The 23,970-nt window shown below is 64.8% G+C and carries 19 protein-coding genes and 1 pseudogene; 15 read left to right on the top strand and 5 right to left on the bottom strand.

Annotated features, from left to right (window positions below; translation table 11 throughout):
- The first annotated feature begins 16 nt into the window (after positions 1–16).
- The 13 genes from PSTAB_RS08245 (at position 17) to rimO (ending at position 13,069) form a co-directional block, all read left to right on the top strand.
- Positions 17–760, top strand: coding sequence for a WbqC family protein (locus PSTAB_RS08245; RefSeq protein WP_013982504.1), 744 nt, complete (start codon positions 17–19; stop codon positions 758–760).
- A gap of 55 nt (positions 761–815) precedes the next feature.
- Positions 816–1,319 (top strand): transcription/translation regulatory transformer protein RfaH, encoded by a 504-nt coding sequence (gene rfaH, locus PSTAB_RS08240; protein WP_013982503.1) that lies wholly within the window; start codon positions 816–818, stop codon positions 1,317–1,319.
- Positions 1,320–1,380: 61 nt separating this feature from the next.
- Entirely contained in the window at positions 1,381–2,691 is a 1,311-nt protein-coding gene (locus PSTAB_RS08235; RefSeq protein WP_013982502.1) for a glycosyltransferase family 4 protein, read from the top strand.
- Complete coding sequence (locus PSTAB_RS08230) at positions 2,585–3,883, top strand: hypothetical protein (protein ID WP_041771703.1); 1,299 nt, start codon at positions 2,585–2,587, stop codon at positions 3,881–3,883. Before PSTAB_RS08235 ends, PSTAB_RS08230 begins: the two co-directional genes overlap by 107 nt.
- 24 nt (positions 3,884–3,907) lie before the next feature.
- Positions 3,908–5,215 carry a hypothetical protein gene (locus PSTAB_RS08225; protein WP_013982500.1) on the top strand — a complete coding sequence of 436 codons (1,308 nt, stop codon included), beginning with the start codon at positions 3,908–3,910 and terminating at the stop codon, positions 5,213–5,215.
- A gap of 178 nt (positions 5,216–5,393) precedes the next feature.
- Positions 5,394–6,500: a glycosyltransferase family 4 protein gene (locus tag PSTAB_RS08220; RefSeq protein ID WP_013982499.1), complete on the top strand. Its 1,107-nt coding sequence runs from the start codon at positions 5,394–5,396 to the stop codon at positions 6,498–6,500.
- 55 nt (positions 6,501–6,555) lie between these two features.
- On the top strand, positions 6,556–7,602 hold the full coding sequence (locus PSTAB_RS08215; protein WP_013982498.1) for a hypothetical protein: 1,047 nt from the start codon (positions 6,556–6,558) through the stop codon (positions 7,600–7,602).
- Between the two features lie 59 nt (positions 7,603–7,661).
- Positions 7,662–8,864 carry a glycosyltransferase family 4 protein gene (locus tag PSTAB_RS08210; protein ID WP_011912906.1) on the top strand — a complete coding sequence of 401 codons (1,203 nt, stop codon included), beginning with the start codon at positions 7,662–7,664 and terminating at the stop codon, positions 8,862–8,864.
- Between the two features lie 45 nt (positions 8,865–8,909).
- Positions 8,910–9,251, top strand: a complete 342-nt coding sequence (locus PSTAB_RS08205) for a hypothetical protein (RefSeq protein ID WP_013982497.1) — start codon at positions 8,910–8,912, stop codon at positions 9,249–9,251.
- Between the two features lie 40 nt (positions 9,252–9,291).
- Positions 9,292–9,486, top strand: a complete 195-nt coding sequence (locus PSTAB_RS08200; protein ID WP_013982496.1) for a hypothetical protein — start codon at positions 9,292–9,294, stop codon at positions 9,484–9,486.
- Positions 9,487–9,497: 11 nt separating this feature from the next.
- A complete protein-coding gene (locus tag PSTAB_RS08195; protein ID WP_013982495.1) occupies positions 9,498–10,571 on the top strand; it encodes a glycosyltransferase in 1,074 nt (357 codons plus the stop codon).
- Between the two features lie 22 nt (positions 10,572–10,593).
- Positions 10,594–11,661: an acyltransferase family protein gene (locus PSTAB_RS08190; protein WP_013982494.1), complete on the top strand. Its 1,068-nt coding sequence runs from the start codon at positions 10,594–10,596 to the stop codon at positions 11,659–11,661.
- 85 nt (positions 11,662–11,746) lie between these two features.
- A complete protein-coding gene (gene rimO, locus PSTAB_RS08185) occupies positions 11,747–13,069 on the top strand; it encodes a 30S ribosomal protein S12 methylthiotransferase RimO (protein WP_013982493.1) in 1,323 nt (440 codons plus the stop codon).
- 107 nt (positions 13,070–13,176) lie between these two features.
- Here the strand turns inward: rimO and betA are convergent, their stop codons facing one another.
- From betA to betT, 3 genes and pseudogenes are all read right to left on the bottom strand, one after another.
- Positions 13,177–14,850, bottom strand: a complete 1,674-nt coding sequence (gene betA / locus PSTAB_RS08180) for a choline dehydrogenase (protein WP_013982492.1) — start codon at positions 14,848–14,850, stop codon at positions 13,177–13,179.
- Between the two features lie 15 nt (positions 14,851–14,865).
- Positions 14,866–16,338, bottom strand: coding sequence for a betaine-aldehyde dehydrogenase (gene betB, locus PSTAB_RS08175; RefSeq protein WP_013982491.1), 1,473 nt, complete (start codon positions 16,336–16,338; stop codon positions 14,866–14,868).
- An 86-nt stretch (positions 16,339–16,424) separates the two neighbouring features.
- Positions 16,425–18,424: pseudogene (gene betT, locus PSTAB_RS08170) on the bottom strand (choline BCCT transporter BetT).
- Positions 18,425–18,854: 430 nt separating this feature from the next.
- Between betT and trpB the strand changes: the two are divergent.
- Positions 18,855–20,063 (top strand): tryptophan synthase subunit beta, encoded by a 1,209-nt coding sequence (trpB, locus tag PSTAB_RS08165; protein ID WP_011912898.1) that lies wholly within the window; start codon positions 18,855–18,857, stop codon positions 20,061–20,063.
- Between the two features lie 110 nt (positions 20,064–20,173).
- Positions 20,174–20,881, top strand: a complete 708-nt coding sequence (gene tsaA, locus PSTAB_RS08160; protein ID WP_013982490.1) for a tRNA (N6-threonylcarbamoyladenosine(37)-N6)-methyltransferase TrmO — start codon at positions 20,174–20,176, stop codon at positions 20,879–20,881.
- A gap of 18 nt (positions 20,882–20,899) precedes the next feature.
- Here the strand turns inward: tsaA and PSTAB_RS08155 are convergent, their stop codons facing one another.
- Together PSTAB_RS08155 and PSTAB_RS08150 are read right to left on the bottom strand one after the other, a co-directional pair.
- A complete protein-coding gene (locus PSTAB_RS08155; protein ID WP_013982489.1) occupies positions 20,900–23,437 on the bottom strand; it encodes a penicillin acylase family protein in 2,538 nt (845 codons plus the stop codon).
- 70 nt (positions 23,438–23,507) lie between these two features.
- Entirely contained in the window at positions 23,508–23,969 is a 462-nt protein-coding gene (locus PSTAB_RS08150; protein WP_011912895.1) for a DUF2489 domain-containing protein, read from the bottom strand.
- Between the last annotated feature and the right edge of the window lies 1 nt (position 23,970).

Genomic DNA, 23,970 nt, shown 5'->3' with positions numbered 1-23,970 from the left:
GACAAGGAGGTGCACTGTGCTCAGAACCGTCTCGATGATGCAGCCTTACCTATTCCCATACCTGGGCTACTTTCAACTCATCGCGCTCAGCGACGTATTCGTCCTGGGCGACGACCTGCAGTTCGTCAAAGGCTCATGGATGAATCGCAACCGGATATTGGTCAACGGCCAGCCCAAGTTGATTACGTTCCCACTGAAGAAAGGTCACCAAACCGAGCACATCAATCAGCGCTGGCTCTGCGACGACTTCGACAAGGAGGCCGAAGCGCTGATGACGACGCTCGAGCGTTGCTATGCCAAGGCTCCGCAACGCGACACAGTGCTGCCGCTGATTCGCGGGATCCTCCAGTGCCCGGAACGCAACTTGGCGCTGTTTACCGAGAACGCCCTGCGCTGCCTCTGCGCCTACATGAATATCCGTACGCCAATCTATCGCGGCTCCAGCCTTGGCTTGCCGGCCAAAATGGAGATGCAGGACAGGGTCATCCAGATCACACACCGCATGGACGGCGAGCTCTACCTGAACCCCATTGGCGGCATGGATCTTTATTGCCCGGCCCGCTTCCGCGCTGACGGGCTGCTGCTGCGTTACCTGCGAATGGACGACATCGCTTATCCGCAGCTCAAGCATCCATTCGTACCGTCGTTGTCGATCATCGACGTGCTGATGTTCAACAGTCGCGAGGCGCTCAAGGACCTGCTGCAGTGCTTCAGCGTGGTCGAGGGTCACGAAAAAAGAGCAACGCTGGCACCGGCGTGACGACATTCAGCCTGTCATCGGATTGAGGCAGGCCAATTCACGGAAGGAACTCGTTATGACAACCAACGCTACAGCCCGCTGGTATCTGATCCAGACCAAGCCACGCCAGGAAGCACGCGCCGAGGAACACCTGCTGCGCCAGCACTTCGAATGTTACCGCCCGATCAAGGGACCCTCTCGCACCCCAAACAGCCCTAGAACGGGTGAAGCGCTGTTCCCTGGGTACCTGTTTATCCGCCTCGACTGCACTCACGACAACTGGTACCCAATTCGCTCCACCCGTGGCGTCAGCCGCGTGGTGACCTTCGGCGGCCAGCCCACACCGGTGCGCGACGAGCTGATCGAGCAATTGCGCCAGCGCCTGGCCCAAGCGCAAGACAAACCGACCGTGCCGTTCACACCCGGCGAACGGGTACAAGTCAGTGGCGGCAGCTTCAGTGAGATCGAAGCGATCTTCGTCAGCAGCGACGGTGAGGAGCGTTCCGTCATCCTGTTCAACCTGCTGCAGCGTGAACAGAAAGTCCGGGTGCCCACCCGCTATCTCCAGTGCTACTCCTGAACCAGGCAAGGCGCTTCGGCGCGTTCGAGCAGCCTGACAGGATCAATCAGCGAGCCAACCGATGAAGATCCTATTCCTCAATGCGTTCTATGCCCCGCATGTCGGCGGCGGCGCGGAAGTCATCCTCCGCCACCTGGCCGAGGGACTACAGCGTCGTGGTTGCGAGGTAGCGGTACTGGCGACCGGTCCGGATGCCGGACTGAACATGCAGCTTCAGGCAGGCGTGCGGATCTATCGCGCCGGCCTGGCCAACATCTACTGGCATTACACCCAGCAGCGCCCGAGCCGTGTTGCCCGATTAGGCTGGCACTACCGCGACCGCTACAACAGCGACATGCGCCGCTACGTACGCGACGTGATCGAGCAGGAGCGACCCGACATCGTCGTCAGCAACAACCTCACCGGCTGGTCGATTTCCGCCTGGGACGAAATCACCGCTGCGGGGCTGCCCATCGTTCAGGTGCTGCACGACCTGTACCTGCTCTGCCCAAAGGACACGATGTTCAATCGCGGCAAGTGCTGCCAGCGCCAGTGCGGCCTGTGCTCGGTGTTCCGCCTCGGCCACGCCGGTGCGTCGGCGCAAGTTGCCACCGTGGTCGGTGTCAGCCGCTTCGTGCTCGAACGAGTCGCCACGCAAGGCTACTTCAGCCACGCCCGCCGCCATGTGGTGCATAACTGCACGCCGGCCAATCCTGGCCAGGACAGCAATCTAAAGCAACGCAGCAACCATCCGCTGCGGTTCGGGTACATCGGCACACTATCGGAGAACAAGGGCGTCGGCTGGCTGATCGAGCAGTTCCAGCGACTGGAAATCGATGCTCGGCTGGATATTGCCGGGCGCGGCAAGCTGGAATACGAGGCCAAGCTCAAGGCCATGGCCGATCCAACCAAGGTCAGCTTTCTCGGCTACTGCGACAGCGACGCCTTCATGCAGAGCATCGATGTGCTGGTGGTGCCGTCGCTGTGGGCCGAGCCGTTCGGCCTGGTGGCCGTCGAAGGCTGCGCCAACCACCTGCCGGTGATCGCCAGCAACATGGGCGGGCTGCCGGAGATCATCCGCGACGAATGCAATGGCCTGCTCTGCTCACCCGATGATCCCGACTCACTCGGCATCGCCATGCTCTGGCTCTACATCGACGGCGCACTGCGGCAGCGGCTCGCCAGCCAGGCGCGGGCCAGCGTACTGCCGCTGCTGGATATGGAACGCATGCTGGATCAGTACCAGACCATCCTGCGTGAAACACTTCAGGGAACGAGAATCCACCATGAACCAGAGCCTGCTGATTACCCCGCGGCGACGCGACTCGAATCCGTTGGCCTTCGACAAGCCGACATTGTTGACGCTGGTCGTCGCCTCGCTGCTGCTGACTGAAACCTTTTCCGGGGCGCTGCGCTATTACTTCGACATGGCCGGAATATCCTGGCTGCTGTACCTGCCCAAGATTGCCTGTCTGATCGCGCTGGGCCTGGAGCTTTTGCGCTATCGCGGCTGGCCGGCGTTCTGGCTGGTGCTGCTGGGAATTATCACGTCCGCCCAGTTGGCACTGATGCACGGCGCGGAGCTGGCCAACATCGGTTTCAGCCTGTTCATCTACATACCATTGCTGTTCGGCCTTATTTGCGGCCGGCATCTGGAGTTACGGCTGGCGCTCCTGCGGCGGATCATCGGCTTCTGTCTGATCGCCAGCTTTGTCGGCATTGCCCTGGACATGCTCACCAACGTGCCCTGGAAAGGCTACAGCTACATGGTCGGCGAGGTGGAACTGAGCGCCAACCGCTCCTGGGCATTCGACGACATCGACCGCATCGGCGGCTTCGCCCGCATGTCTACCGCGCTGTCGGTGATGATCGCGATCTACAGCCTGTTCATCGCCGCATTCACGCGCTCGCGGCTACTACGCGTACTGCTCTACATCGCCGCCCTGATCGGCATCGTGCTGACCACCAACAAATCCACTGCCGCAGCCTATGTACTGACACTGTTGATGCTGATAGTGACGGCCTACCGCTTTGCCAGTGCGACGGCCTTTCTCGTTGCAGTGCTGGTTGGCCTCACCCTGCCTATGGCCAGCCTGGTGCTAAGCCTGGACCCAAATGCAGCCAACAACGGCACCCTACTGGCCTCCTTTGCCGATCGGTTGATCAACAGCTGGCCGAACTTCATCGGGGTCATTACCCGCGAGGGCTGGGGCTGGTGGGGCGCGGGATTCGGGGCGGTGGGCAGCGCAGGACAGGTCTATCCCGTACCGGGCCTCGAGCTGCTGAGCGTTGCCGATAATACCGCGCTGTACCTGTGGGGCATGCTCGGCGTATTCGGCGTGCTGCTCTACCTGCTGACCTATCCACTCATGCTGCGTCTGCATGAACGTGGCCCGCGACTGCGCAGTGCCCTGCTGCCGATCGTGTTCTGCATCTGTCTGGTCGCCTGGGCCACGGATGTACTGGAGGTGTCCATCGCCACGCTTTTCCTGGGCCTGGCCATCTCCCACGTGCTGACCCCGGCTCGCGCCCCGAGCAACAACCTGGCGGCACAACGGCTGCCCGAGTTGCAGCACCTGACCTGAGACCTACCTTCACGGATGATCCACATGACGAAGCGCTCTACCCCGCTCAACGCCCTGCTGCTGGGCGGCCTGCTAGGCCTTGCCCCATTTGCGCCGGCCCAGACCATCGAGGAGCCTTTCGTGGTCGGCGTCTGTGCCCATGAGCTGCACAAGGGCGACCCCAGCGGCCGTGCCTACGCGATGATGCGCGACGCTGGCATCACCTCCGTGCGCACTGATGCTCACTGGGCCTATGTGGAGCGCAGGCCTGGGCAGCTGAAGATCGAACCGCACTGGCACCGTTATCTCAAGGCAACCGCCGCTCAAGGGCTGAGCACCCAGTTCATCCTCGGCTATGGCAACTCGCACTACGGCGGTGGAGAAAAGCCCCGCACCGAGCCGGTCAGAGCAGCTTTCAACCGCTATGTCGAGTTCATCACTGAAGAGCTGAAGGGCCAGGTGGCCTATTACGAGATATGGAACGAATGGGACGTCGAAGATCCGCGCGACCCCGAGTTCACCCAGGATTACGCACGGCTAATCGCCGATGCGGCCGGTATCGTTCGCCAGCGCGACCCCGCCGCCAAGGTGCTGGCCGGCGCGGTGACCACCCAGGGCATCGAGTCGGGATTCGCCCAGCGTCTGCTGGAGAACGGGCTGATGCAATCGGTGGACGGCCTGTCATTGCATCCCTACGTGCATTGCCGCGGCTGGCGACGCAACACCCCGGAAGCCTGGATCGACTGGATGGCCGAGGTGGACAAGGAGCTGACCCGCGCCGCGGGACGCCCAGTGCCGCTCTATTTGACTGAAATGGCCTGGCCGTCGCATCAGGGCGCGTGCGGCATCGACGAGACCCTGCAGGCCGCCTATCTCGCCCGCAGCTTCTTCCTCGCCAGGACGTTGCCGAGCATCCGCGGCATGTGGTGGTACGACTTCCGCAACGACGGTACCGACAGAACCGAGCGCGAGCACAACTTCGGCCTGGTCCGCCAGGACTTCACGCCGAAGCCGGCCTACCGCGTGCTCACCGCCGTCAGCGATATCGTCGCCAACTACCGCTTCATCGGCCGCGACGAGAACAGCGACGGTGACGTGGTGGCGCTGCGTTTCGCCCGTGGTGAAGACGAACTGCTGGTGGCCTGGAGCGCCGGCAAGCCGCGCAACCTGGAGCTCGAAGCGCTCGACCCGCAACCCGGCCGGGTGGCGTTGATCGATACGGCGCAACCACAGCACGGCCGTGTCACCAGCAACGCCCGCTGGGAATGCACGGGCAGGGGCGGTCGTTGCCGCACAACGCTCAAGCTCGATGGCTTTCCCAAGATCGTCAGCCTGCGCGCCGTGCAGGACTAGCGCCCCGCCGCTTTGCGCACAACCGGCCGCCGCGCCGGCCCTGCGCTCGGCCGCCGGCCGATAGAACCGGGCCAGGTCCACTGGCCCGCTGCCAATCACAACGCAACGCACCCGCTGCGTCACAGTCATCGCGCGAGCGCTGCCGGCCCGCGCGATCGCCCTTTGCAAGGAGAGCCCCATGATCGTCATCAACGCTCGCTTCCTGACCCAGGAAACCCGCGGCGTGCAACGTTTCGCCGAACAGGTCTGCCTGGAGTTAGGTGCCATGCGCAAGGACCTCACCTTTGTCGCGCCTCAGGACACGCCCGTGCATGGCAGTGCCGAACGCTTGCAGGTACGCCGTATCGGACGCAACCGCGGGCACCTGTGGGAACAACTGGACCTGCCGTTGTGGCTGGCGCGCAATGGTCGGCCGCCGCTGGTATCGCTGTGCAACACCGCCCCGCTGATCTACCGCAACCAGATCGCCACCCACCACGACATCACCTACGTGCGCCATCCGGAAAGCTACTCGCGCACCTTCCGCGGTGCCTACAAGAGCCTGACGCCGCTGCTGCTCAAGCGCATCAAGGCACTGATCACGGTCAGCGACTTTTCCCGCAAGGAAATCGCCCGCTACTACGGCTACCCGAGAGAGAACATCTGTGTGGTACCCAATGCCGTGTCGGCGAAGTTCCGCCCACCCGCCGCGGGAAGCCAGCCGCCGGCTGGCAGGCCCTATCTGCTGGCCGTGTCGTCGCCCAATGCGCACAAGAACTTCGCTCGCATGGTGGCCGCCTTCCTCAGCCTGGAAGGCTTCGACGAGGTGGAATTGCACATCGTCGGCGACTCCCACTCGGTGTTCTCCGGCAGCGACTACCGGCTGGAAGGCAATCCTCGCGTACGCGTGCTTGGCCGCCTCGACGACGAGCAGCTGGTGCGCGAATACCAGGGCGCCACCGCGTTCGTCTTTCCGTCGCTCTACGAAGGCTTCGGCATACCGCCGCTGGAGGCGCAGGCCTGTGGCTGCCCGGTGATCGCGGCGCGGGCCGCGTCGATTCCCGAAGTGCTCGGCGAAAGCGTCCTGTATTTCGAGCCATTGAACATCGAGGACATCGCCCGCTGCATGCGCCACGTGCTGCAGGACGCCGGCCTGCGCGAAGACCTGCGCACCCTCGGGCTGGCCAACGTCGAGCGCTACTCCTGGAAGCGCTCCGCGCAGACGGTTTCCCAGCTGATCGACGAGACGCTGATGGGCAGAAGCAAGCCACCGACCTTCATCGCCTGGTCGTCGGACCGCCCCTAGCAGCGCCGAGCCTATGCCCGGCCCGTACATTTCCATCCGTCAAACGAGGCAGACCATGGAACGGTTGGTGCACATCGACGCGCTGCGAGGCGGCGCATCCATCCTTCTGATTGTTCATGTCGTAGCGCTGCCGCTGCTGACAGAGCCCGGTTCCTCGCCGGCCATCGACCTCTGGCTGGTGGCCACGCTGTGGCTGCTGTTCGGCTGCGGCTTTCTGGTACCGGCCGCCTTGCATGCAGGTGGCAATGACGGACGCGGCTTCGCCATCCGGCGCCTGCTGCGCCTGCTGCCGGTGTATCTGCTGGCGGTCCTCCTGACTGCGGTGCTGCTACCAAGCTTGCCGGCCTGGCTGCCCGGCGTGACGAGCCGCTACCCAGGCATGGCATTCGAGGCCGTGAGCGCCTACGGCGCCCTGCCGCCCCTTCTGCTGTTCTACGGGCTGTGCCTGCTGCTGCATGCGCTCGGCCTGCTGCACAGCGTGAGCCTGCGGGCCGGCTGCGCCCTGGTGCTGCTCGCGGCCGCACTGCTGCTGGCCCTGACCCAGCAGCTGATCGACAGGACGCTGCCGGTCACCCTGCCGCTGGTGTTGTCGCTGATGTTCTTCGCCTCGTTGCGCTACGAGGTGCAGCACGAGGCCAGCAGCTACGCCCGCCGGCGCGCCCGTGAATATGCGCGCTACACGCTGCGGGTTTACCTGCTGGTGCTGCCGGTGATTTTCGTTGCCGGCTGGGCGCGGGACGGCTCGGCACAGCAGGCCGCCTGGCCGGGACAGTTGCTCGGCTACGCCGTGGCCGTCGCCCTGTTCCTGCTGTTCACCGGTCGCCTGCGCCTGCGGGCGCCATTGCTCATCTGGTTCGGCAGCCTCAGTTGCTCGCTCTACCTGCTGCTGCCGGCGATGCAGCGCCTGGGCCAGCTGCTGACGCAGACGCTGGGCCTGAACGGTCCGCTGGCGGCCAGTGCCAGCGCGGTATTTGGCCTGGCGCTGGCCATCACATCCGCCCTGCTCTGCCGCCGCCTGCTCGAGCACCCGCTGACGCGCGCCGGCAATCGGCTCACCGGACAGCGCGGCGTACTGCCCCTGGGCCGCCTGCACAGCCGCTGACCAACGCTTTCCGTATCGCGGCCTGGCCGCTCATTCGTTTCGACCAAGGATGTCATCCCATGAAAGTTGCCATCGTTCACGATTGGCTGGTGACCTACGCCGGCGCCGAGCGCGTGCTGGCCGGTTTGTGCGCGGTCTGGCCGGAGGCCGACCTGTTCGCCGTCATCGACTTCCTCTCCGATGAAGACCGCGCCCATCTGGGCGGCAAGCGCGCTACCACGACCTTCATCCAGCAGCTGCCGAAGGCGCGGACGCACTACCAGAAGTATCTGCCGCTGATGCCGCTGGCCATCGAGCAGCTGGACATGTCCTCCTACGACCTGATCATTTCCAGCAGCCACGCGGTGGCCAAGGGCGTACTGACCGGCCCCAACCAGTTGCATATCAGCTATGTGCATTCGCCGATCCGCTATGCCTGGGACCTGCAGCACCAGTACCTGCACGAGGCCAGCCTGGAGCGTGGCATCAAGGCCAAGCTCGCGCGCATGCTGCTGCACTACATGCGCATGTGGGACCAGCGCACGGCCAGCGGCGTCGACGAGTTCATCGCCAACTCGCACTTCATCGGCCGGCGCATCAACAAGAGCTACCGGCGCCAGTCCACCGTGATCTACCCACCGGTAGACACGCGCCAGTTCACGCTCCACGAGGCCAAGGAGGACTTCTATCTGACCGCCTCGCGCATGGTGCCGTACAAGAAGATTCCGCTGATCATCGAGGCCTTCGCGGCGATGCCGGACAAGCGCCTGATCGTCATCGGCACCGGGCCGGAGATGGACAAGGCTCGCGAAGTAGCAGGGCCCAACGTGACCTTGCTCGGCTATCAGAGCTTCGAGGTACTGCTGCACCACATGCAGCGCGCCAAGGGCTTCGTCTTCGCCGCCGAGGAAGACTTCGGTATCGCCCCGATCGAGGCTCAGGCCTGCGGCACGCCGGTGATCGCCTACGGCCGCGGCGGGGTGCTGGAAACCGTGCGCGGGCTCGACCAGCCGGAACCGACCGGCGTGTTTTACCCGGAGCAGACGACCGACTCGATCATTGCCGCCATCGCGGAATTCGAAGCGAATCGCGCACGCATCACCCCTGCCAACTGCCGCAGCAACTCGGAACGTTTCTCCGGCGAGCGCTTCGAGCAGGAAATCCGCGCCTTCGTCGAGGCCCGCGTGCGCGAGGCCCGCTTCGAAGGCCAGGACCTCGGCTCGGCAGCGCAGCCCAGCACCCCGCTCTACCCAGCCGCGGTGGTACCGATCAAGCAAGCCTGAACGACCTACCCAGCCATTCATGTACGCATTTACGAGGTTTCAAGGATGAACACGGTAAAGCAATGGATGAGGGCGACCCGCGCCCTCGGTTTCGCACTCGTGCTGGCGGTCGAGCCGGCCAGTGCCATGGTGATCGCCGAGTCGCTGAGGGCCGATACGGCCCTGCCGGACGTGCAGGGCAGCACCTCGTCGTCCTGCGACAGCGCGGGCAGCCCGAGCCCGATCGCCTACAGCGAGTCATCCAACGATTCAGCGCTGCCCTGCGCCACCACCAGCGGCAGCCAGGGCACCAGTCAGTCGCCTGGCCATCCGGGCCATCGCGTCGTCGAGCCAGCCTCCGGCTCGTTCTGGTATGCCCCGACGGACAGCAGACGTTATTCATTCTGACCACGGGCGTCGCAGCGTCCGGCCACTCAGGAGCCTCAGCATGAGCACAGAAGGAACCGCCAGATCTCCGCTGATTCTGGCCGATGGCTACTCCTACACCGAACTCATTCCCGTGCCGGACAGCCCGTCCGGCTTCATCCGTATCTTCCACGCCTTCTTCAGCCCGCAGGAAGAAACACCCGAGCCCGAGGTGGAGGCGTACCACACGCCGCTCGCCACACCGGAACAGAGCTGAGGACCGACACCATGCACAACCAGGCGCGTATTCAACCTTGCCGCCAACAGACGCCGGCTATGGCCGACATGGCCTGCGACATGCCGGTCAAGCGCCAGACGACCATCGTCACGGTCACCTATGGCGATCGCCTCATCTACCTGCGTCGCCTGATCGAACAGGCCTTTGCCTTCGAGCAGATCACCCGCGTGGTGGTGGTCAGCAACGCCTCCCGCGCACCGCTCGAACAGCTCACCAGCCGCTGGCCCGGCCAGGTCCGCATCATCCCGCTGGAGCAGAACACCGGCTCGGCCAACGGCTATGCGGTGGGCCTGCAGGCCGCGCTCGAAGAAGGCGCCGAATACCTGTGGATGATGGATGACGACAACGCGCCCACCGCGTCCGCCGTGCGCCTGTTGCACGAGGAACTGACGCGGCTGGGCGATGAGGTGGGCTTGCAGAACGCCGCGGTGCTGGGCTTTCGCCCCAGCCAGCAGGAAGACATCGCTCGCGGCGTGCCGCGGCGCTTCGCCATTCAGCCGCGCTCCAGCTATTTCGGCTTTCATGTCGCGCAGCTGCCCTACAAGCTCTGGCGGCGCCTGCCCTGGGGCCGGCCCAAAGGAACGCCGCCACGCGCCATCGACCTGCCGTTCGCGCCCTACGGCGGCATGCTCGCGCATCGCAGCCTGTACCAGGCGATCGGTCTGCCGTTGCGCGAACTGGTGCTCTACGCCGACGACACCGAGTACACCCGCCGCATCACCGCCATGGGCGGCCGTCTGCGGCTGGTCACCGATGCGCTGATCGACGAGCTGGAGCTGTCGTGGAACATCAAGGCGCACACCCGCAACATCTACGAGGCCTTCCTGCTCGGCGATTCGGACTTCCGCGCCTACTACACCGCCCGCAACCAGGCCTGGTTCGACACCCATGTGTGGGCGGCCTCGCCGTGGCTGTACCGCCTGAACCGTCGGATCTTCCTCGGCCTGCTGCGTCATGTCGCGCGGCGTCAGCAGGTGCCGGAACGACTGCGGCTGATCGAACAGGCGATCCATGACGGCGAAAGCCGCACGCTGGGGATGAGCCGGACATTCCCACTGCGCTGACCACACCCACAAGGAGGTTCCGATGCCCACGCCCACCCCGGCGAACCGAGACAACAACTTCGATTTCCTGCGTTTTTTCGCCGCCGCGATGGTGGTGTTCGGTCACAGCTACGGCCTCGCCGGGCAGGCGCACCAGGAGCCGTTGCGCCTGTTCAGTGGCAGCTACGACTCGGCGGACATCGCCGTGCACGTGTTCTTCGTCATGAGCGGCTTCCTGATCGCCGCCTCCTGGCTGAACAGCCGCAGCGTGCTGGACTTCGCCGCCAAGCGGGCGCTGCGCATCATGCCGGCGCTGATCGTTTCGGTGCTGTTCGTCGTGCTCGTGATCGGGCCGCTGGCCACGCGCCTGCCGCTGGGCGAGTACTTCAGCGCACCCGACACCTTCGCCTACCTGAGCAATGCCGCGCTGATCACCGAGTTCCGCCTGCCCGGCGTGTTCGCCAGCAATCCCTTCCCGGACACGGTCAACGGCTCGCTGTGGACGCTGCCCTACGAGGTGCTGATGTATGCCACCGTGGTAACGCTTGGCCTGCTCAAGGCATTCGGTCGCAACATGGCGCTGATCAGCCTGCTGCTGATGGTCGTCACGCATTTCTGGCTGATCCCCCTCTACGAGGTGCAGAGCGACCTGCTGTACAAGGCCACCCGACTGGGAGCGTTCTTCTATGCCGGAGTGATCTTCTACCTGTATCGCCAGCGAATCCTGTGGAGCTGGAAGCTCGCCACGCTGATGGTGGTCGCCAACCTGATCTTCGCGCGCAACGACCAGTGGGAGTTCGTCCACGTGCTGACGCTCCCCTACCTCACGCTCTACCTCGCCCAGCTACGCATCCCGCGCCTGGCCGGGTTCGGCAAGGCCGGCGACTTCTCCTACGGCCTGTACATCTTCGCCTTTCCGATCCAGCAGCTGATCATGCACTGGAGCGATGGCCGGCTACCGCTGCTGCCGTTCATGGGCTTGAGTTTCATCACCAGCCTGGCCGCCGCCGCGCTGTGCTGGCATCTGATCGAAGCGCCGGCGCTCAGGCTCAAGCGCTATCTGCCGCAGCCACCCGCACAGACCGCCGGCGTCGCTGCAACGTCCCGCTGAACGGCACGTTCGGCATGGCTAAAAAATGCTCAGCTCTGTATACTCGCGCGCCTTTTTCATGCGCGGTTTTCGAGGTTCAAAGTCGATGAGCAAAACGCCAACAGTCGGGTTCGTGAGCTTGGGTTGCCCCAAGGCGACCGTCGATTCCGAACGCATCCTCACTCAGCTGCGCATGGAGGGCTACCAGATCGTGCCGTCCTATGAGGATGCCGATGTGGTGGTGGTCAATACCTGCGGTTTCATCGACAGCGCCAAGGCCGAATCGCTGGACGCCATTGGCGAGGCGATCGCCGAGAACGGTAAGGTGATCGTCACCGGCTGCATGGGCGTGGACGAGAACAACATCCGCGGCGTGCATCCCAGCGTGCTGGCGGTTACCGGCCCGCAGCAGTACGAGCAGGTGGTCAACGCGGTGCACGAAGTGGTGCCTCCGAGCATCGAACACGATCCCTTCGTCGATCTGGTGCCGCCGCAGGGCATCAAGCTCACCCCGCGCCACTACGCCTATCTGAAGATTTCCGAAGGCTGCAACCACAGCTGCAGCTTCTGCATCATCCCGTCCATGCGCGGCAAGCTTGTCAGCCGCCCGGTGGGCGATGTGCTCAGCGAAGCCGAGCGCCTGGTCAAGGCCGGCGTGAAGGAAGTCCTAGTGATCAGCCAGGACACCAGCGCCTATGGCGTCGACCTCAAGTACAAGCTGGACTTCTGGAACGGCCAGCCGGTCAAGACGCGCATGCTCGAGCTGTGCGAGGAGCTGGGCAAGATGGGCGTCTGGGTGCGCCTGCACTACGTCTACCCCTACCCCAACGTCGATGATGTGATCCCGCTGATGGCCGCCGGCAAGATCCTGCCGTACCTGGACATCCCCTTCCAGCACGCCAGCCCGAAGGTGCTCAAGGCGATGAAGCGCCCGGCCTTCGAGGACAAGACTCTGGCGCGCATCAAGAAATGGCGCGAGATCTGTCCCGAGCTGACCATCCGCTCGACCTTCATCGTCGGCTTCCCCGGCGAGACCGAAGAAGATTTCCAGTACCTGCTGGACTGGCTGACCGAAGCCCAGCTCGACCGCGTCGGCTGCTTCCAGTATTCGCCGGTTGACGGCGCGCCGGCCGAGGCCATGGACCTGGAGCCGGTACCGGACGAGATCAAGCAGGATCGCTGGGACCGCTTCATGGCGCACCAGCAGGCCATCAGCGCCGCGCGCCTGCAGCTGAAGGTCGGCAAGGAACTGGATGTACTGATCGATGAAGTGGATGAGGACGGCGCCATCGGCCGCTCCTGGGCCGATGCCCCGGAGATTGACGGCATGGTCTACGTTGACAGCGAACAACCGCTGCAGCCGGGCGACAAGGTGCGCGTGCGCGTCACCAATGCCGACGAGTACGACCTCTGGGCCGAAGTGATCTGAACTGCTCCGCTACAGGAAAACGCCCCGCACTAGCGGGGCGTTTTCATTTCTGCGCAACCAGTCCTCGACAGCCTACGGCGAGGCCTTCTCCACCGATTGACGATCCGTCAACGCTGCGGTGGTTGCCGCACCGGTGCGCCGTTGGCGACGTAGTAGCTCGCCGTGCTGCGCGGCAGCGGGCTGCGCCCGCGAATCCGGTCGGCGATCTTCTCGGCCAGCATGATGGTGGTGGCGTTGAGGTTGCCGGTGATGATCTGCGGCATGATCGAGGCATCCACCACGCGCAACCCGTCCACTCCATGCACACGGCCCTGCCCGTCGACCACGGCCATGTCGTCGGTGCCCATCCTGCAGGAGCAGGACGGGTGATAGGCCGTCTCGGCGTGCTCGCGGACGAAGGCGTCCAGCTCGGCGTCGCTCTGCGCCTCCACGCCCGGATTCAACTCGCGACCACGGTACGGATCGAGCGCCGGCTGCGCGATGATCTCGCGGGTGATGCGGATGGCATCGCGAAACTCGCGCCAGTCCTGCTCGTGGGCCATGTAGTTGAACAGGATGCTGGGGTCGACCCGCGGATCGGTGGAGCGAATCTCGATGCGCCCGCGACTGGGTGAACGCATCGAGCCGACGTGGGCCTGGAAGCTGTGGCCGTCATGGGCGTTGCTGCCGTTGTAGCTGACCGCCACCGGCAGGAAGTGGAACTGGATGTTCGGCCATTCGAACTCGTCGCTGCTGCGGATGAAGCCGCCGGCCTCGAACTGGTTGCTGGCACCGATGCCGCTGCCGAGGAACAGCCACTCGGCGCCGATCGCCGGCTGGTTCCACCACTTGAGCGCCGGGTACAGCGACACCGGCTTCAGGCACTCGAACTGCAGGTACATCTCCAGGTGGTCCTGCAGGTTCTGGCCTACGCCGGGCAACTCCTGCACCAGCGTGACGCCGAGCTTCTTCAGCAACGCGCCAGGGCCGACCCCCGAACGCTGCAGGATCTGCGGCGAGGCGATGGCGCCGCCGCACAGCAGCACTTCGCGGCGCGCGCGCGCCACCTGCGGCTGCTCGCGGCCGCGCAGATAACGAACGCCGACGGCACGCTTGCCCTCGAACAGCACGCGGTCGGTGACGGCATGGGTATGGATGGTCAGGTTCGGCCGCTCCTTGGCCTGGTCCAGATAACCGCGCGCCGTGCTCGCGCGCCGGCCCTGGGGCGTGACGGTGCGATCCATCGGGCCGAAGCCTTCCTGCTGGTAGCCATTGAGGTCATCGGTACGCGGATAGCCAGCCTGCACGCCCGCTTCCACCATGGCATGGAACAGCTCGTTGTTGTCGGCCTTGGGTGTGGTCACGCTGACCGGGCCATCGCCGCCGTGGTAGTCGTTGGGGCCGATGTCGCGCGACTCGGCCTTGCGGAAGTACGGCAGGCAGTCGAGGTAGGTCCAGTCCTCCAGCCCCGGTGCCTTCGCCCAGTTGTCGTAGTCCAGGGCGTTGCCGCGGATGTAGCACATGCCGTTGATCAGCGAGGAACCACCCAGGCCCTTGCCGCGGCCGCAGTCCATGCGGCGGTTGTTCATGTGCGGTTCGGGATCGGTCTTGTAGGCCCAGTTGTAGCGCGTGCCTTGCAGCGGATACGCCAGCGCGGCAGGCATCTGGGTGCGGAAATCCAGCCGGTAGTCCGGGCCGCCGGCTTCCAGCAGCAGCACGCTGACGTCGGCGTCCTCGGTCAGGCGCGCGGCCAGCACATTACCGGCCGAACCCGCGCCGATGACGATGTAGTCGTATTCCATGCGTCCTCCTTTCCCTCAGAACACCGAGGCGAACTCGCCCAGCTCCACCTGTACCGATTTGACTCGCGTGTAGTGCGCCAGCGAGGCGATGCCGTTCTCGCGGCCGATGCCTGACTGCTTGTAGCCACCGACCGGCATCTGCGCCGGCGATTCGCCCCAGGTATTGATCCAGCAGATGCCGGCCTCGAGGCGATGGATGATGCGGTGCGCCCGCGCCAGGTCAGGGGTGACCACGCCCGCGGCCAGGCCGTACTCGGTGGCGTTGGCGCGACGGATGACCTCCTCTTCGTCCTGGTATTCGAGCAGGCTCAGCACCGGGCCGAAGATTTCGTCGCGCACGATGCTCATGTCGTCGCTGCAGTCGCTGAAGATGGTCGGGGCGACGAAGGCGCCCTTGGCGTACTCGCCCTCGGTCACCCGCTCGCCGCCACACAGAATGCGCGCGCCGGCGGCCTTGCCCTGGGCGATGTAGTCGAGCACCTTGTCCATGTGCGCAAAGCTGACCAGCGGGCCGAAGTTGGTCGCCTCCTGCTGCGGATCACCCAGGCGAACGCGCTGCACACGCTCCAGCAGCTTGGCCTCGAACGCCGCTTTCAGGCCCGCCGGGACGAACACCCGGGTGCCGTTGGTGCACACCTGGCCGGAGCTGAAGAAGTTGGCCATGACCGCGATATCGGCTGCGCGATCCAGATCGGCATCCTCGCAGACGATCAGCGGCGACTTGCCACCCAGTTCCATGGTCACGTCCTTCAGCGACGACGCCGCCGCACTGGCCATGACCTTCTTGCCGGTGGCCACGCCGCCGGTGAACGACACTTTGGCGATGCGCGGGTGCTCGGTGATCAGCGCTCCGACACCGGCACCACTGCCGGTCAGCACGTTGAACACGCCATCGGGCAGCCCGGCTTCGCTGAAGATTTCCGCCAGCTTCAGCGCGCTCAGCGGCGTCACCTCGCTGGGTTTGAAAATCATCGCGTTGCCGGCGGCCAGCGCCGGAGCCGCCTTCCACAGGGCGATCTGGATCGGGTAGTTCCAGGCGCCGATGCCGGCGACCACGCCAAGCGGTTCGCGGCGGGTATAGACGAAACTGCTGTCACGCAGCGGAATCTGTTCTCCCTCGATGGCCGGAGCCAGGCCGGCGTAGTACTCCAGCACGTCGGCGCCGGTGACGATGTCGACGCTGCGGGTTTCGCTCAGCGGCTTGCCGGTGTCCAGGGTTTCCAGCAGCGCCAGCTCGTCGTTGCGCTCGCGCAGCAGGTCCACCGCGCGACGCATGATGCGCGCCCGCTCGATGCCTGTGAGTGCCGCCCAGATGCGCTGGCCCTGCTCGGCACTTTCTACCGCGCGCTCCAGGTCGGCCGCACCGGCCTCAGCCACATCGGCCAGGACTTCGCCGTTGGCCGGGTTGATGCTCTGGAAGGTCTGGTTGCTGCTGGCGTCGACGTAGCCGCCATGGATATAGAGTTGCTGCCGTGAAAAACGGGCCATGTTCTAGCTCCTGTAATCGAGGCGACAACGGATCAGCGCTGCCGCGACGTGAATGGAACGCCCGGGGATCGCCCGGACGTGTGTGGTCAGGCCGTCGGTGTCGCGCCCGGGTTGGGCATGCCGCTTTCACCCCCACCGTTCTCGCGCTGCAGATGCAGGAAGTGCATGTGGTGTTCGTAGTGGTCGAGGACGTCCTCGATCAGCTGGCGCCGCGAGTAACCCATCAGGTCGTAACCCAGGCTGCCCTGGCGCAGGTGCACCTCGAGCCGGTAGTAATCGGCCTTGCTGCTCTGGGTGCGCATGGCGAACGACGGCATGGTGCTGCGCACCGGCCAGATCTGATAGGTGAAATCCTGTTCGCTGCCCAGGTTGACGTTGAGGATCAGATGCTCGTTGCCCGGCTCGCCCTCGAGAATCTCCACCGGTAAGCCCTTCTCGCCCAGCGCCTTCTTGATCTCTTCCATGGCCGGCCTGCCGACCTCCTTCAGATAACGGCGAATCTGCGACAGGCTGGGGAAGCTCATCGCCCGCGAAAGACGCTGGCTCCAGTTCATGTGGGTGTGCTCCAGCGTGGCTCGCCCGGACAGATATCCGGCGAGGCTCTTCTGGTAGCTGTCGGCCATGACGCCTTCAACATGCAGGGCCTTGAACAGCCCCACCATCATGAACAGCAGCACGATGGAGAACGGCAGCCCCATGATCACCACGGTGCCCTGCAGCGCCGTCAGGCCACCGGCGATCAGCAGCGCGAGGGTGAGCACGCCGATGATCGCGGCCCAGAGAATGCGCATCCACACCGGCGCATCGCTGTTCACATCCTTGAGGATGGAGGTGAAGTTCGACAGCACCAGCGAACCGGAGTCGCCCGAGGTGACGAAGAAGACGATGGCCAGGATGGTCACCACGATGGTGGTGATGCCCGACCACGGCAGGCTCTGCAGGAACAGGTAGATCGATGAGCCAGGGTTGTTCATGGCCTGCTCGCCGAACTCCAGCGCGCCGCCCATGACCATCTCGATGGCGCTGTTACCCATGATCGACATCCAGGCCATCATGAAGGCCAGCGGCAGCAACAGCGTGCCGATGACGAATTCACGAATGGTCCGGCCGCGGGAAATGCGCGCCAGGAACAGCCCTACGAAAGGCCCCCAGGCGATCCACCAGGCCCAGAAGAACACCGTCCAGGCGTTCAGCCAGTCGGTCGGGCGCTGGTAGGCGTAGGTGTCCAGCGACAGGCTGATGAAGTTGGAGAAGTAGTCGCCGACATTCATCACCAGAGCATTGAGCAGGAACACCGAGTCGCCCACCACCAGCACGAACAACAGCAACAATACGGCCAACAGCATGTTGAACTCGGAAAGCCGGCGAATGCCGCGCTCCACGCCGGTGGCCGCCGAGATGGCCGAAAACACCACGATCAGCACCACCAGCACGGCCTGGGTCAGGGTCCCTTCGGGGATGCCGAAGATGTAGTTGAGGCCGAAGTTCAGCTGGATGATGCCGATGCCCAGACTCGTGGCGATGCCGAAGATCGTGCCCAGCACGGCCGCGCCATCCACGGTGTGGCCGATCGCGCCATGGATGCGCTTGCCGAAGATCGGATACAGCGCCGAGCGGATCGACAGCGGCAGCCCCTGGCGAAAGCTGAAATAGGCCAGCGACATGCCCACCAGGGTGTATACGCCCCAACCGGACAGCCCCCAGTGCAGGAAGGTCAGCTCCATGGCGTGGCGTGCCGCCTGGGTGGTGCCGCCCTCACCTACCGGCGGCTCGAGAAACTGGGTGATCGGCTCGGCGATGCAGAAGGTTTGGAGTGATCCGGCCCGAGGCGGATCTTGCCGTAACGACTGGTGGCGACGATCACCACGAACAGCAGGTACAGCAGCACGGCGAGAAAGTAGAACCAGCCGAAGCTGTTGGATATCCAGCCGAGTACCGTGTTGATGACCGCCAGCGAGCGATCGGTGAAGAACATCGTCCATACGGCGAATACCACGATGGCGATGGCGGAACCGTAGAACACTACGGGATTGATTCGATCAGCGGGCGCTTCGGAATCATTAGGCGAGAGCTCAGCCTCGTTCATCAGTTCTATCTCCTGAACTTGTTCTGGCTTTACGACATCGCAGTGCGACGTATTGCGGCAGGTAGCGTGCAATTCCATGGGAATTGCGCGGGCCTGATGGCGGGGCGGGCATGCAAGACGTGCTGTGCTGATGACAGCCATACCCTTCGGCGACAAGAGCGCCGACAAAACAAAAGCGTTGATTTGCTCCGATCAGATGAAATAAGCGAGGCATCCTACACGATAAATGCCAATCCCGCGAACAACGCGAACCACCTACAGCCTGCTCGGTGCCGGCCAGCGCCTTCGCTACCCCGGCGTTCGGCAACGCGCAGCAGCGAACCGGTGAGCATCGCGGCGTGGCTGCGGCTGCATTTTCAGCGGTACAGACGCTGGCTTATGATCGGCCCCGCGTAACCAGGCGCTCCCTTCAACCTGCAGAGATGAACCCATGTCGTCCGATCCTCGTTTCACTGCCATGCCCGACGCCAACGGCTACTTCGGCCCCTACGGTGGCCAGCTGGTGCCGCCGCACCTCAAGCAGGCGATGGACGACATCAACCTGGCCTACGAAGAGATCCGCCAGCGCGAGGATTTCCAGCAGGAACTGGCAGCCCTGTTCGCCGACTACGTGGGCCGGCCGAGCCCGATCTTCCATGCCCGGCGCCTCTCCGAGCAGCTCGGTGGCGCGCAGATTCACCTGAAGCGCGAGGACCTGAATCACACCGGGGCACACAAGATCAATCACTGTCTGGGCGAGGCACTGCTTGCCCGGTTCATGGGCAAGACCAAGGTGATCGCCGAGACCGGCGCCGGCCAACACGGTGTCGCCCTGGCCACCGCCTGCGCGCTGGTGGGCATCCCCTGCGAAATCCACATGGGCCAGGTGGACATCGAGAAGGAACATCCCAACGTCACCAAGATGAAGATCCTCGGCTGCAAGCTGGTGGCGGTCACCCGAGGCGCGGCGACGCTCAAGGAAGCGGTGGACAGCGCCTTCGAGGAATACCTGAAGGATCCGCAGAACTACCTCTACGCCATCGGCTCGGTGGTAGGCCCGCATCCGTTCCCGAAGATGGTCCGCGATTTCCAGTCGATCATCGGTCAAGAGGCGCGCGGCCAGTTTCTCGCCAGGCATGGTCGCCTGCCGGACCAGGTGGTCGCCTGCGTCGGCGGCGGTTCCAATGCCATGGGCATCTTCACAGCCTTCCTGGAAGACGCCGCGGTCGAGCTGGTGGGCATCGAGCCGGCGGGCGAAAGCCTGGACAAGCCCGGCCGCCATTCGGCCACCCTGTCCAAGGGCAAACCCGGTGAACTGCACGGCATGGCCTGCTACGTGCTGGAAGATGCCGAGGGCAACCCGTCCGCAGTGCACTCCATCGCCTCCGGCCTGGACTATCCCGGCGTCGGCCCTCAGCACAGCTACCTCAAGGACATCGGCCGGGTGAACTACCAGACCGCGACCGACCAGGAGTGTCTGGATGCCTTCATGACCCTGTCGCGCGTCGAAGGCATCATCCCCGCCCTGGAAAGTGCCCACGCGGTGGCCTGGGCGATTCGCACCGCGCCGACGCTGGGCAAGGACAGCCACATCCTGGTCAACCTCTCCGGCCGCGGCGACAAGGATGCCGACTACGTCGCCAAGCTGCTCGGCCTGTAAGCCTCTGGCGCCGGGCCGCCACCTCCCGAGAGGACGCGGCCCGACGTCGCGCAGCGCGGCGCCATAGCGGGTAATATGCGCAGCCGCCCGTCCGTATCCAGGCCTGCCCCATGCAACATAGCGTCTCGCCGATCGGCTACGTCCGCTCCTGCTTCAAGGAAAAGTTCGCCATTCCGCGCCAACCCAGCCTGGCCCCGGCCGCACGCGGCATGCTGGAACTGCTGCCGCCGTTCGACAAGGGCGATGCGGTGGCCGGACTCGAACAGGTCAGCCATGTATGGCTGCTGTTCCTCTTCCATCAGGCGCTGGAAAGCACACCACGTCTCAAGGTGCGACCGCCGCGCCTGGGCGGCAATCGCATGGTCGGCGTGTTCGCCACCCGCGCGACGCATCGCCCCAACGGTATCGGTCAATCGGTGGTCAGGCTGGACCGCGTCGAAGCGGATCGGCTGTTCATCTCCGGCATCGACCTGCTGGATGGCACGCCGGTGCTGGACATCAAGCCCTATGTGCCCTACGCCGATGCCCTGCCGGATGCGCGCAACGACATGGCTGCGGACGCGCCGACACTGATCGAGGTGCAGTGGACGGAAAGCGGGTTGCTGCAGGCCCACCGCGAAGCGCTGCGCCTCGGCGAGCCACTGCTGGAACTCATCGAGCAATGCCTGGCACAGGACCCGCGCCCCGCATACCAGAAGCCGGAGCCCGAGCGGCGCTACGGCGCGCAGTTCTGGGATGTCGACGTGCGCTGGCACTACCCTGCGCCGGGCACGATCCGCGTGCTCGAGGTGATACCCGCGACGCCGCGACCGACCTGAAGCCGGCGCGGGGCGACCTCACTTGCCGGCCGGGGTCAGCAACAGACGCTGCGTGCCATAGACCTTGTCGAGATTTTCCGTCTTGAACGGGAAGCTCAGGTACTGCGCCTTCAGCCACGCCTCGATGCCGTCGGCGTAGTGCGGGCTGGCCGGGTTGCCGGATTGGCCCGAACTGTTCAGCCCGATCATCGGTTCGTCCAGTCCGAAGTCGACGATGATGCGCATTGCCGGGATCAGCCAGGTATCGAAGTCCGTGCCCAGGTGATAGGCCGAGGCATTCAGCGTGCTGTGATCGCCGCCCATGGCATACGGACCACGATCGAGGTAGTTGCCGATGGCGTGGATTCTGCTGCGCTGGCCGGCCGCCATGTGCGGTGCCAGCTGCGTCGCGCCGGAGGTCCAGCGAGCGGTATGCAGCTTGCCCCATTGCCAGGCGCTGCGCTCGTTGCCCAGACGGGTTTCCAGCAAACTCACCGCAGCGGCCAGGCTGCGCGCCAGGATCGCCGGTTTGTCTTCGCTCTGCGCGGTGCGCTGGTCGTTCCAGAACGGGCTGTCCTCGCGACCGAGCAGATGGTCCGCCTGGGCCGAATAGGAAGTGTTGGCGGTCTGTACCAGCGCACGCCAGGCCGGCGAGTCCTCAGGCCCCAGTTCGTCGAGGAAGATGTGCCGCGCACTCTCGTGCAGGAAGGCGCCATACAGCGCGGCGTTGGCCGAATCGGCCGCGAGCTTGCCATCGAAGGCGAGCAACCGATCCAGCGCCTCGCGCGCCTTGCTGCGTTCGGCGGCCGGTAGGGCATCGATCGCCTGGCGCAGCGGCCCGGCCATGCCCGGCGCCTCGAACATCGCCCTGAGCTTGGCAGCGAACGGCGTGACCTGGTCGTACTGCATGGCGATGGTGCTGCGGGTGTCATGCTTGCCCCGCCCGGCCAGCTCCGCCAGTCGCTCGTAGCGCTCCGGGCCGTACCAGGAGCTGGACAGCTGCATGCCATAGCCGCGCGGCACGCTGCGCTGGTTGGCGGTGCCTAGCCAGCCCTGGAACGGGTCCTGGTCGTAGGGATGCAGCATCGGGTCGGCATAGCCATCCCAGTCGTAGCGACCGTCCCAGCCCGGCGACGGCACCAGCCCCAGCCCCTCGCGACGGTTGGGGAAGCGCCCGGTCACCTGCCAGCCAATGCCCTGCTGGTCGGCGAACACCAGATTGAGCGCGGCGGCGCGAATCTCCCGGGCCGCCTCGAAGGCCTGGTCCACCGACTGCGCGCGGGACAGGTCGAAGAAGGCGTCCAGCGTGCGATCGGCTTCCAGCTGCGTGGTCTTCAGGGCCAGGCCGTAGCCACTACCGAGCTGCAACGGTTGCAGCGGGTGCTTGCGCTCGCCGAGTACGCTGTTGAGCAGCGGGCCGTTGCGAGTCTCGAAAATGGTCTCGCGGATCGGCCGCTCGCCCTTGACGAAGTAGGTCTCGTGGCGCTCGCGGGCCGGCAGCCATTTGCCGTCGGCCAGGTACATCAGCCGCGAGCCTTCGCGACGCACCTGCTCGAGATAGAGGTCCTGGTTGTCGCCCATGACCATCGTCATGCCCCAGCCGAGCTTGCCGTTGAAGCCCGCCACCACGGCGGGGACGCCGGCGATGGTGACACCCGCCGCCTGGAACTTCGGTGCGCGGATCTGCATGAAATTCCAGTACGAGGGCATCGACAGCGGAAGGTGCGTGTCGTTGGCCAGGATCGGCTTGCCGCTGCGCGTGTTGCTGCCGGCGATGGCCCAGTTGTTGGAAGCCGCCATGCCGGCCGGCGTCAGAGCCGCCAGCGGCTGTGTGGCACGTTCGAGTGCCGCCAGCCCGGGCACATTGCCACCCAGCTTCAAGCCCTTGAGCTTGTCCACCTCGTCGAACGGCAACACCTCGTCCGGGTAGATGGGCAACAGCCAGGCCAGCTTGTCGCTACCCACTTTCTGCGCCATCAGCAACGCGGCGACCTCTTCCTGCAGGTTCTGCGAAAGGCCGAAATTGAGCAGACAGAACACCAGCACCGAATCCTCGGGCTTCCAGTACTCCGGTTTGTAGCCGGACTCGGCGAGGTCCATCGGCAGTTTGTCGCGATGGCGATACAGGTAGGCGTTCACGCCACGGGCGTACACCTCGAAGAACTTTTTCATCCTCGGCGAGGATTCGCGGTACAGCAGCTCGGCGCTCTGGCGCAGATTGACCGCCCGCATGAAACGGTCGGTCTCCAGCACGCCCGGGCCGACCATTTCCGCCAGGCGGCCCTGGGCCATCAACCGCAGGCTGACCATCTGGCTCAGTCGGTCGGTGGCGTGGACGTATCCCATGGCAAACAGCGCATCGTGAAACGACGAGGTTTCGATCAGCGGCATGCCCAGGGAATTGCGCCGGATGCTCGCACTGCCCGCCAGTCCGGTCAGCGGTTGAATGCCTTGTGCCGGCGGCAGACTGGCGCTGTAGCGGTTATCGAGATAGGCCTGACAACCGCCGAGGCCGGCCAGGCCGAGTGCGGCCCCCAGCGTCAGGCGAACCAGGGCGTACGGCAGACGCAGAGACATCGAAGACTCCTGTGCGGGCTTGGCGAGGATGGTGCTAACAGATTAGAGGGCGTACGGCGAAGAAGGTCGGTCAGGCCGCGTCGCGCGATTTTGGCAGAGCCTCGTCGAGCAGCCAACGGGCCGAGCGGCGCGCCTCTGCCTTGTGCCGCAGTTCCAGCGCGCTGAACTGCGCTTCGTGGCGACGGCGCTCGCTCTTGTCCAGGGCCTTCCAGGCGGCATGGGTCGGCACCTGTTCGGTGGCCTCGAACAACTGCTGGAACACCTGACAGCGCGGATGTTGCCCGAGCTCGGCGTCGTAATTGTCGAGCAGCACCTTGATGCGGATGGCGCCCTCGATGAGCGGCAGCTGCTCGTCCAGCAGACAGCTGGCGAGAATCCGCAGATCCTCCGCCAGCGCCGTCTGCTGTTTTTCCTTCAGCTCGGCCTGCTGCCGTTCATTGCGCCAGACACGGCGCCAGAGATACAGCGCATAGCCCGCCAGCGCGGCGATCAGCAGCGTGGCGGCGGCGAACAGGCTCATGGAAAGTGTCATG

The organism is Stutzerimonas stutzeri, from assembly GCF_000219605.1.
GTDB lineage: Bacteria > Pseudomonadota > Gammaproteobacteria > Pseudomonadales > Pseudomonadaceae > Stutzerimonas > Stutzerimonas stutzeri.
Note: the sequence above shows the minus strand (reverse complement) of the source record. Positions and strands in the feature narration are given on the sequence as shown.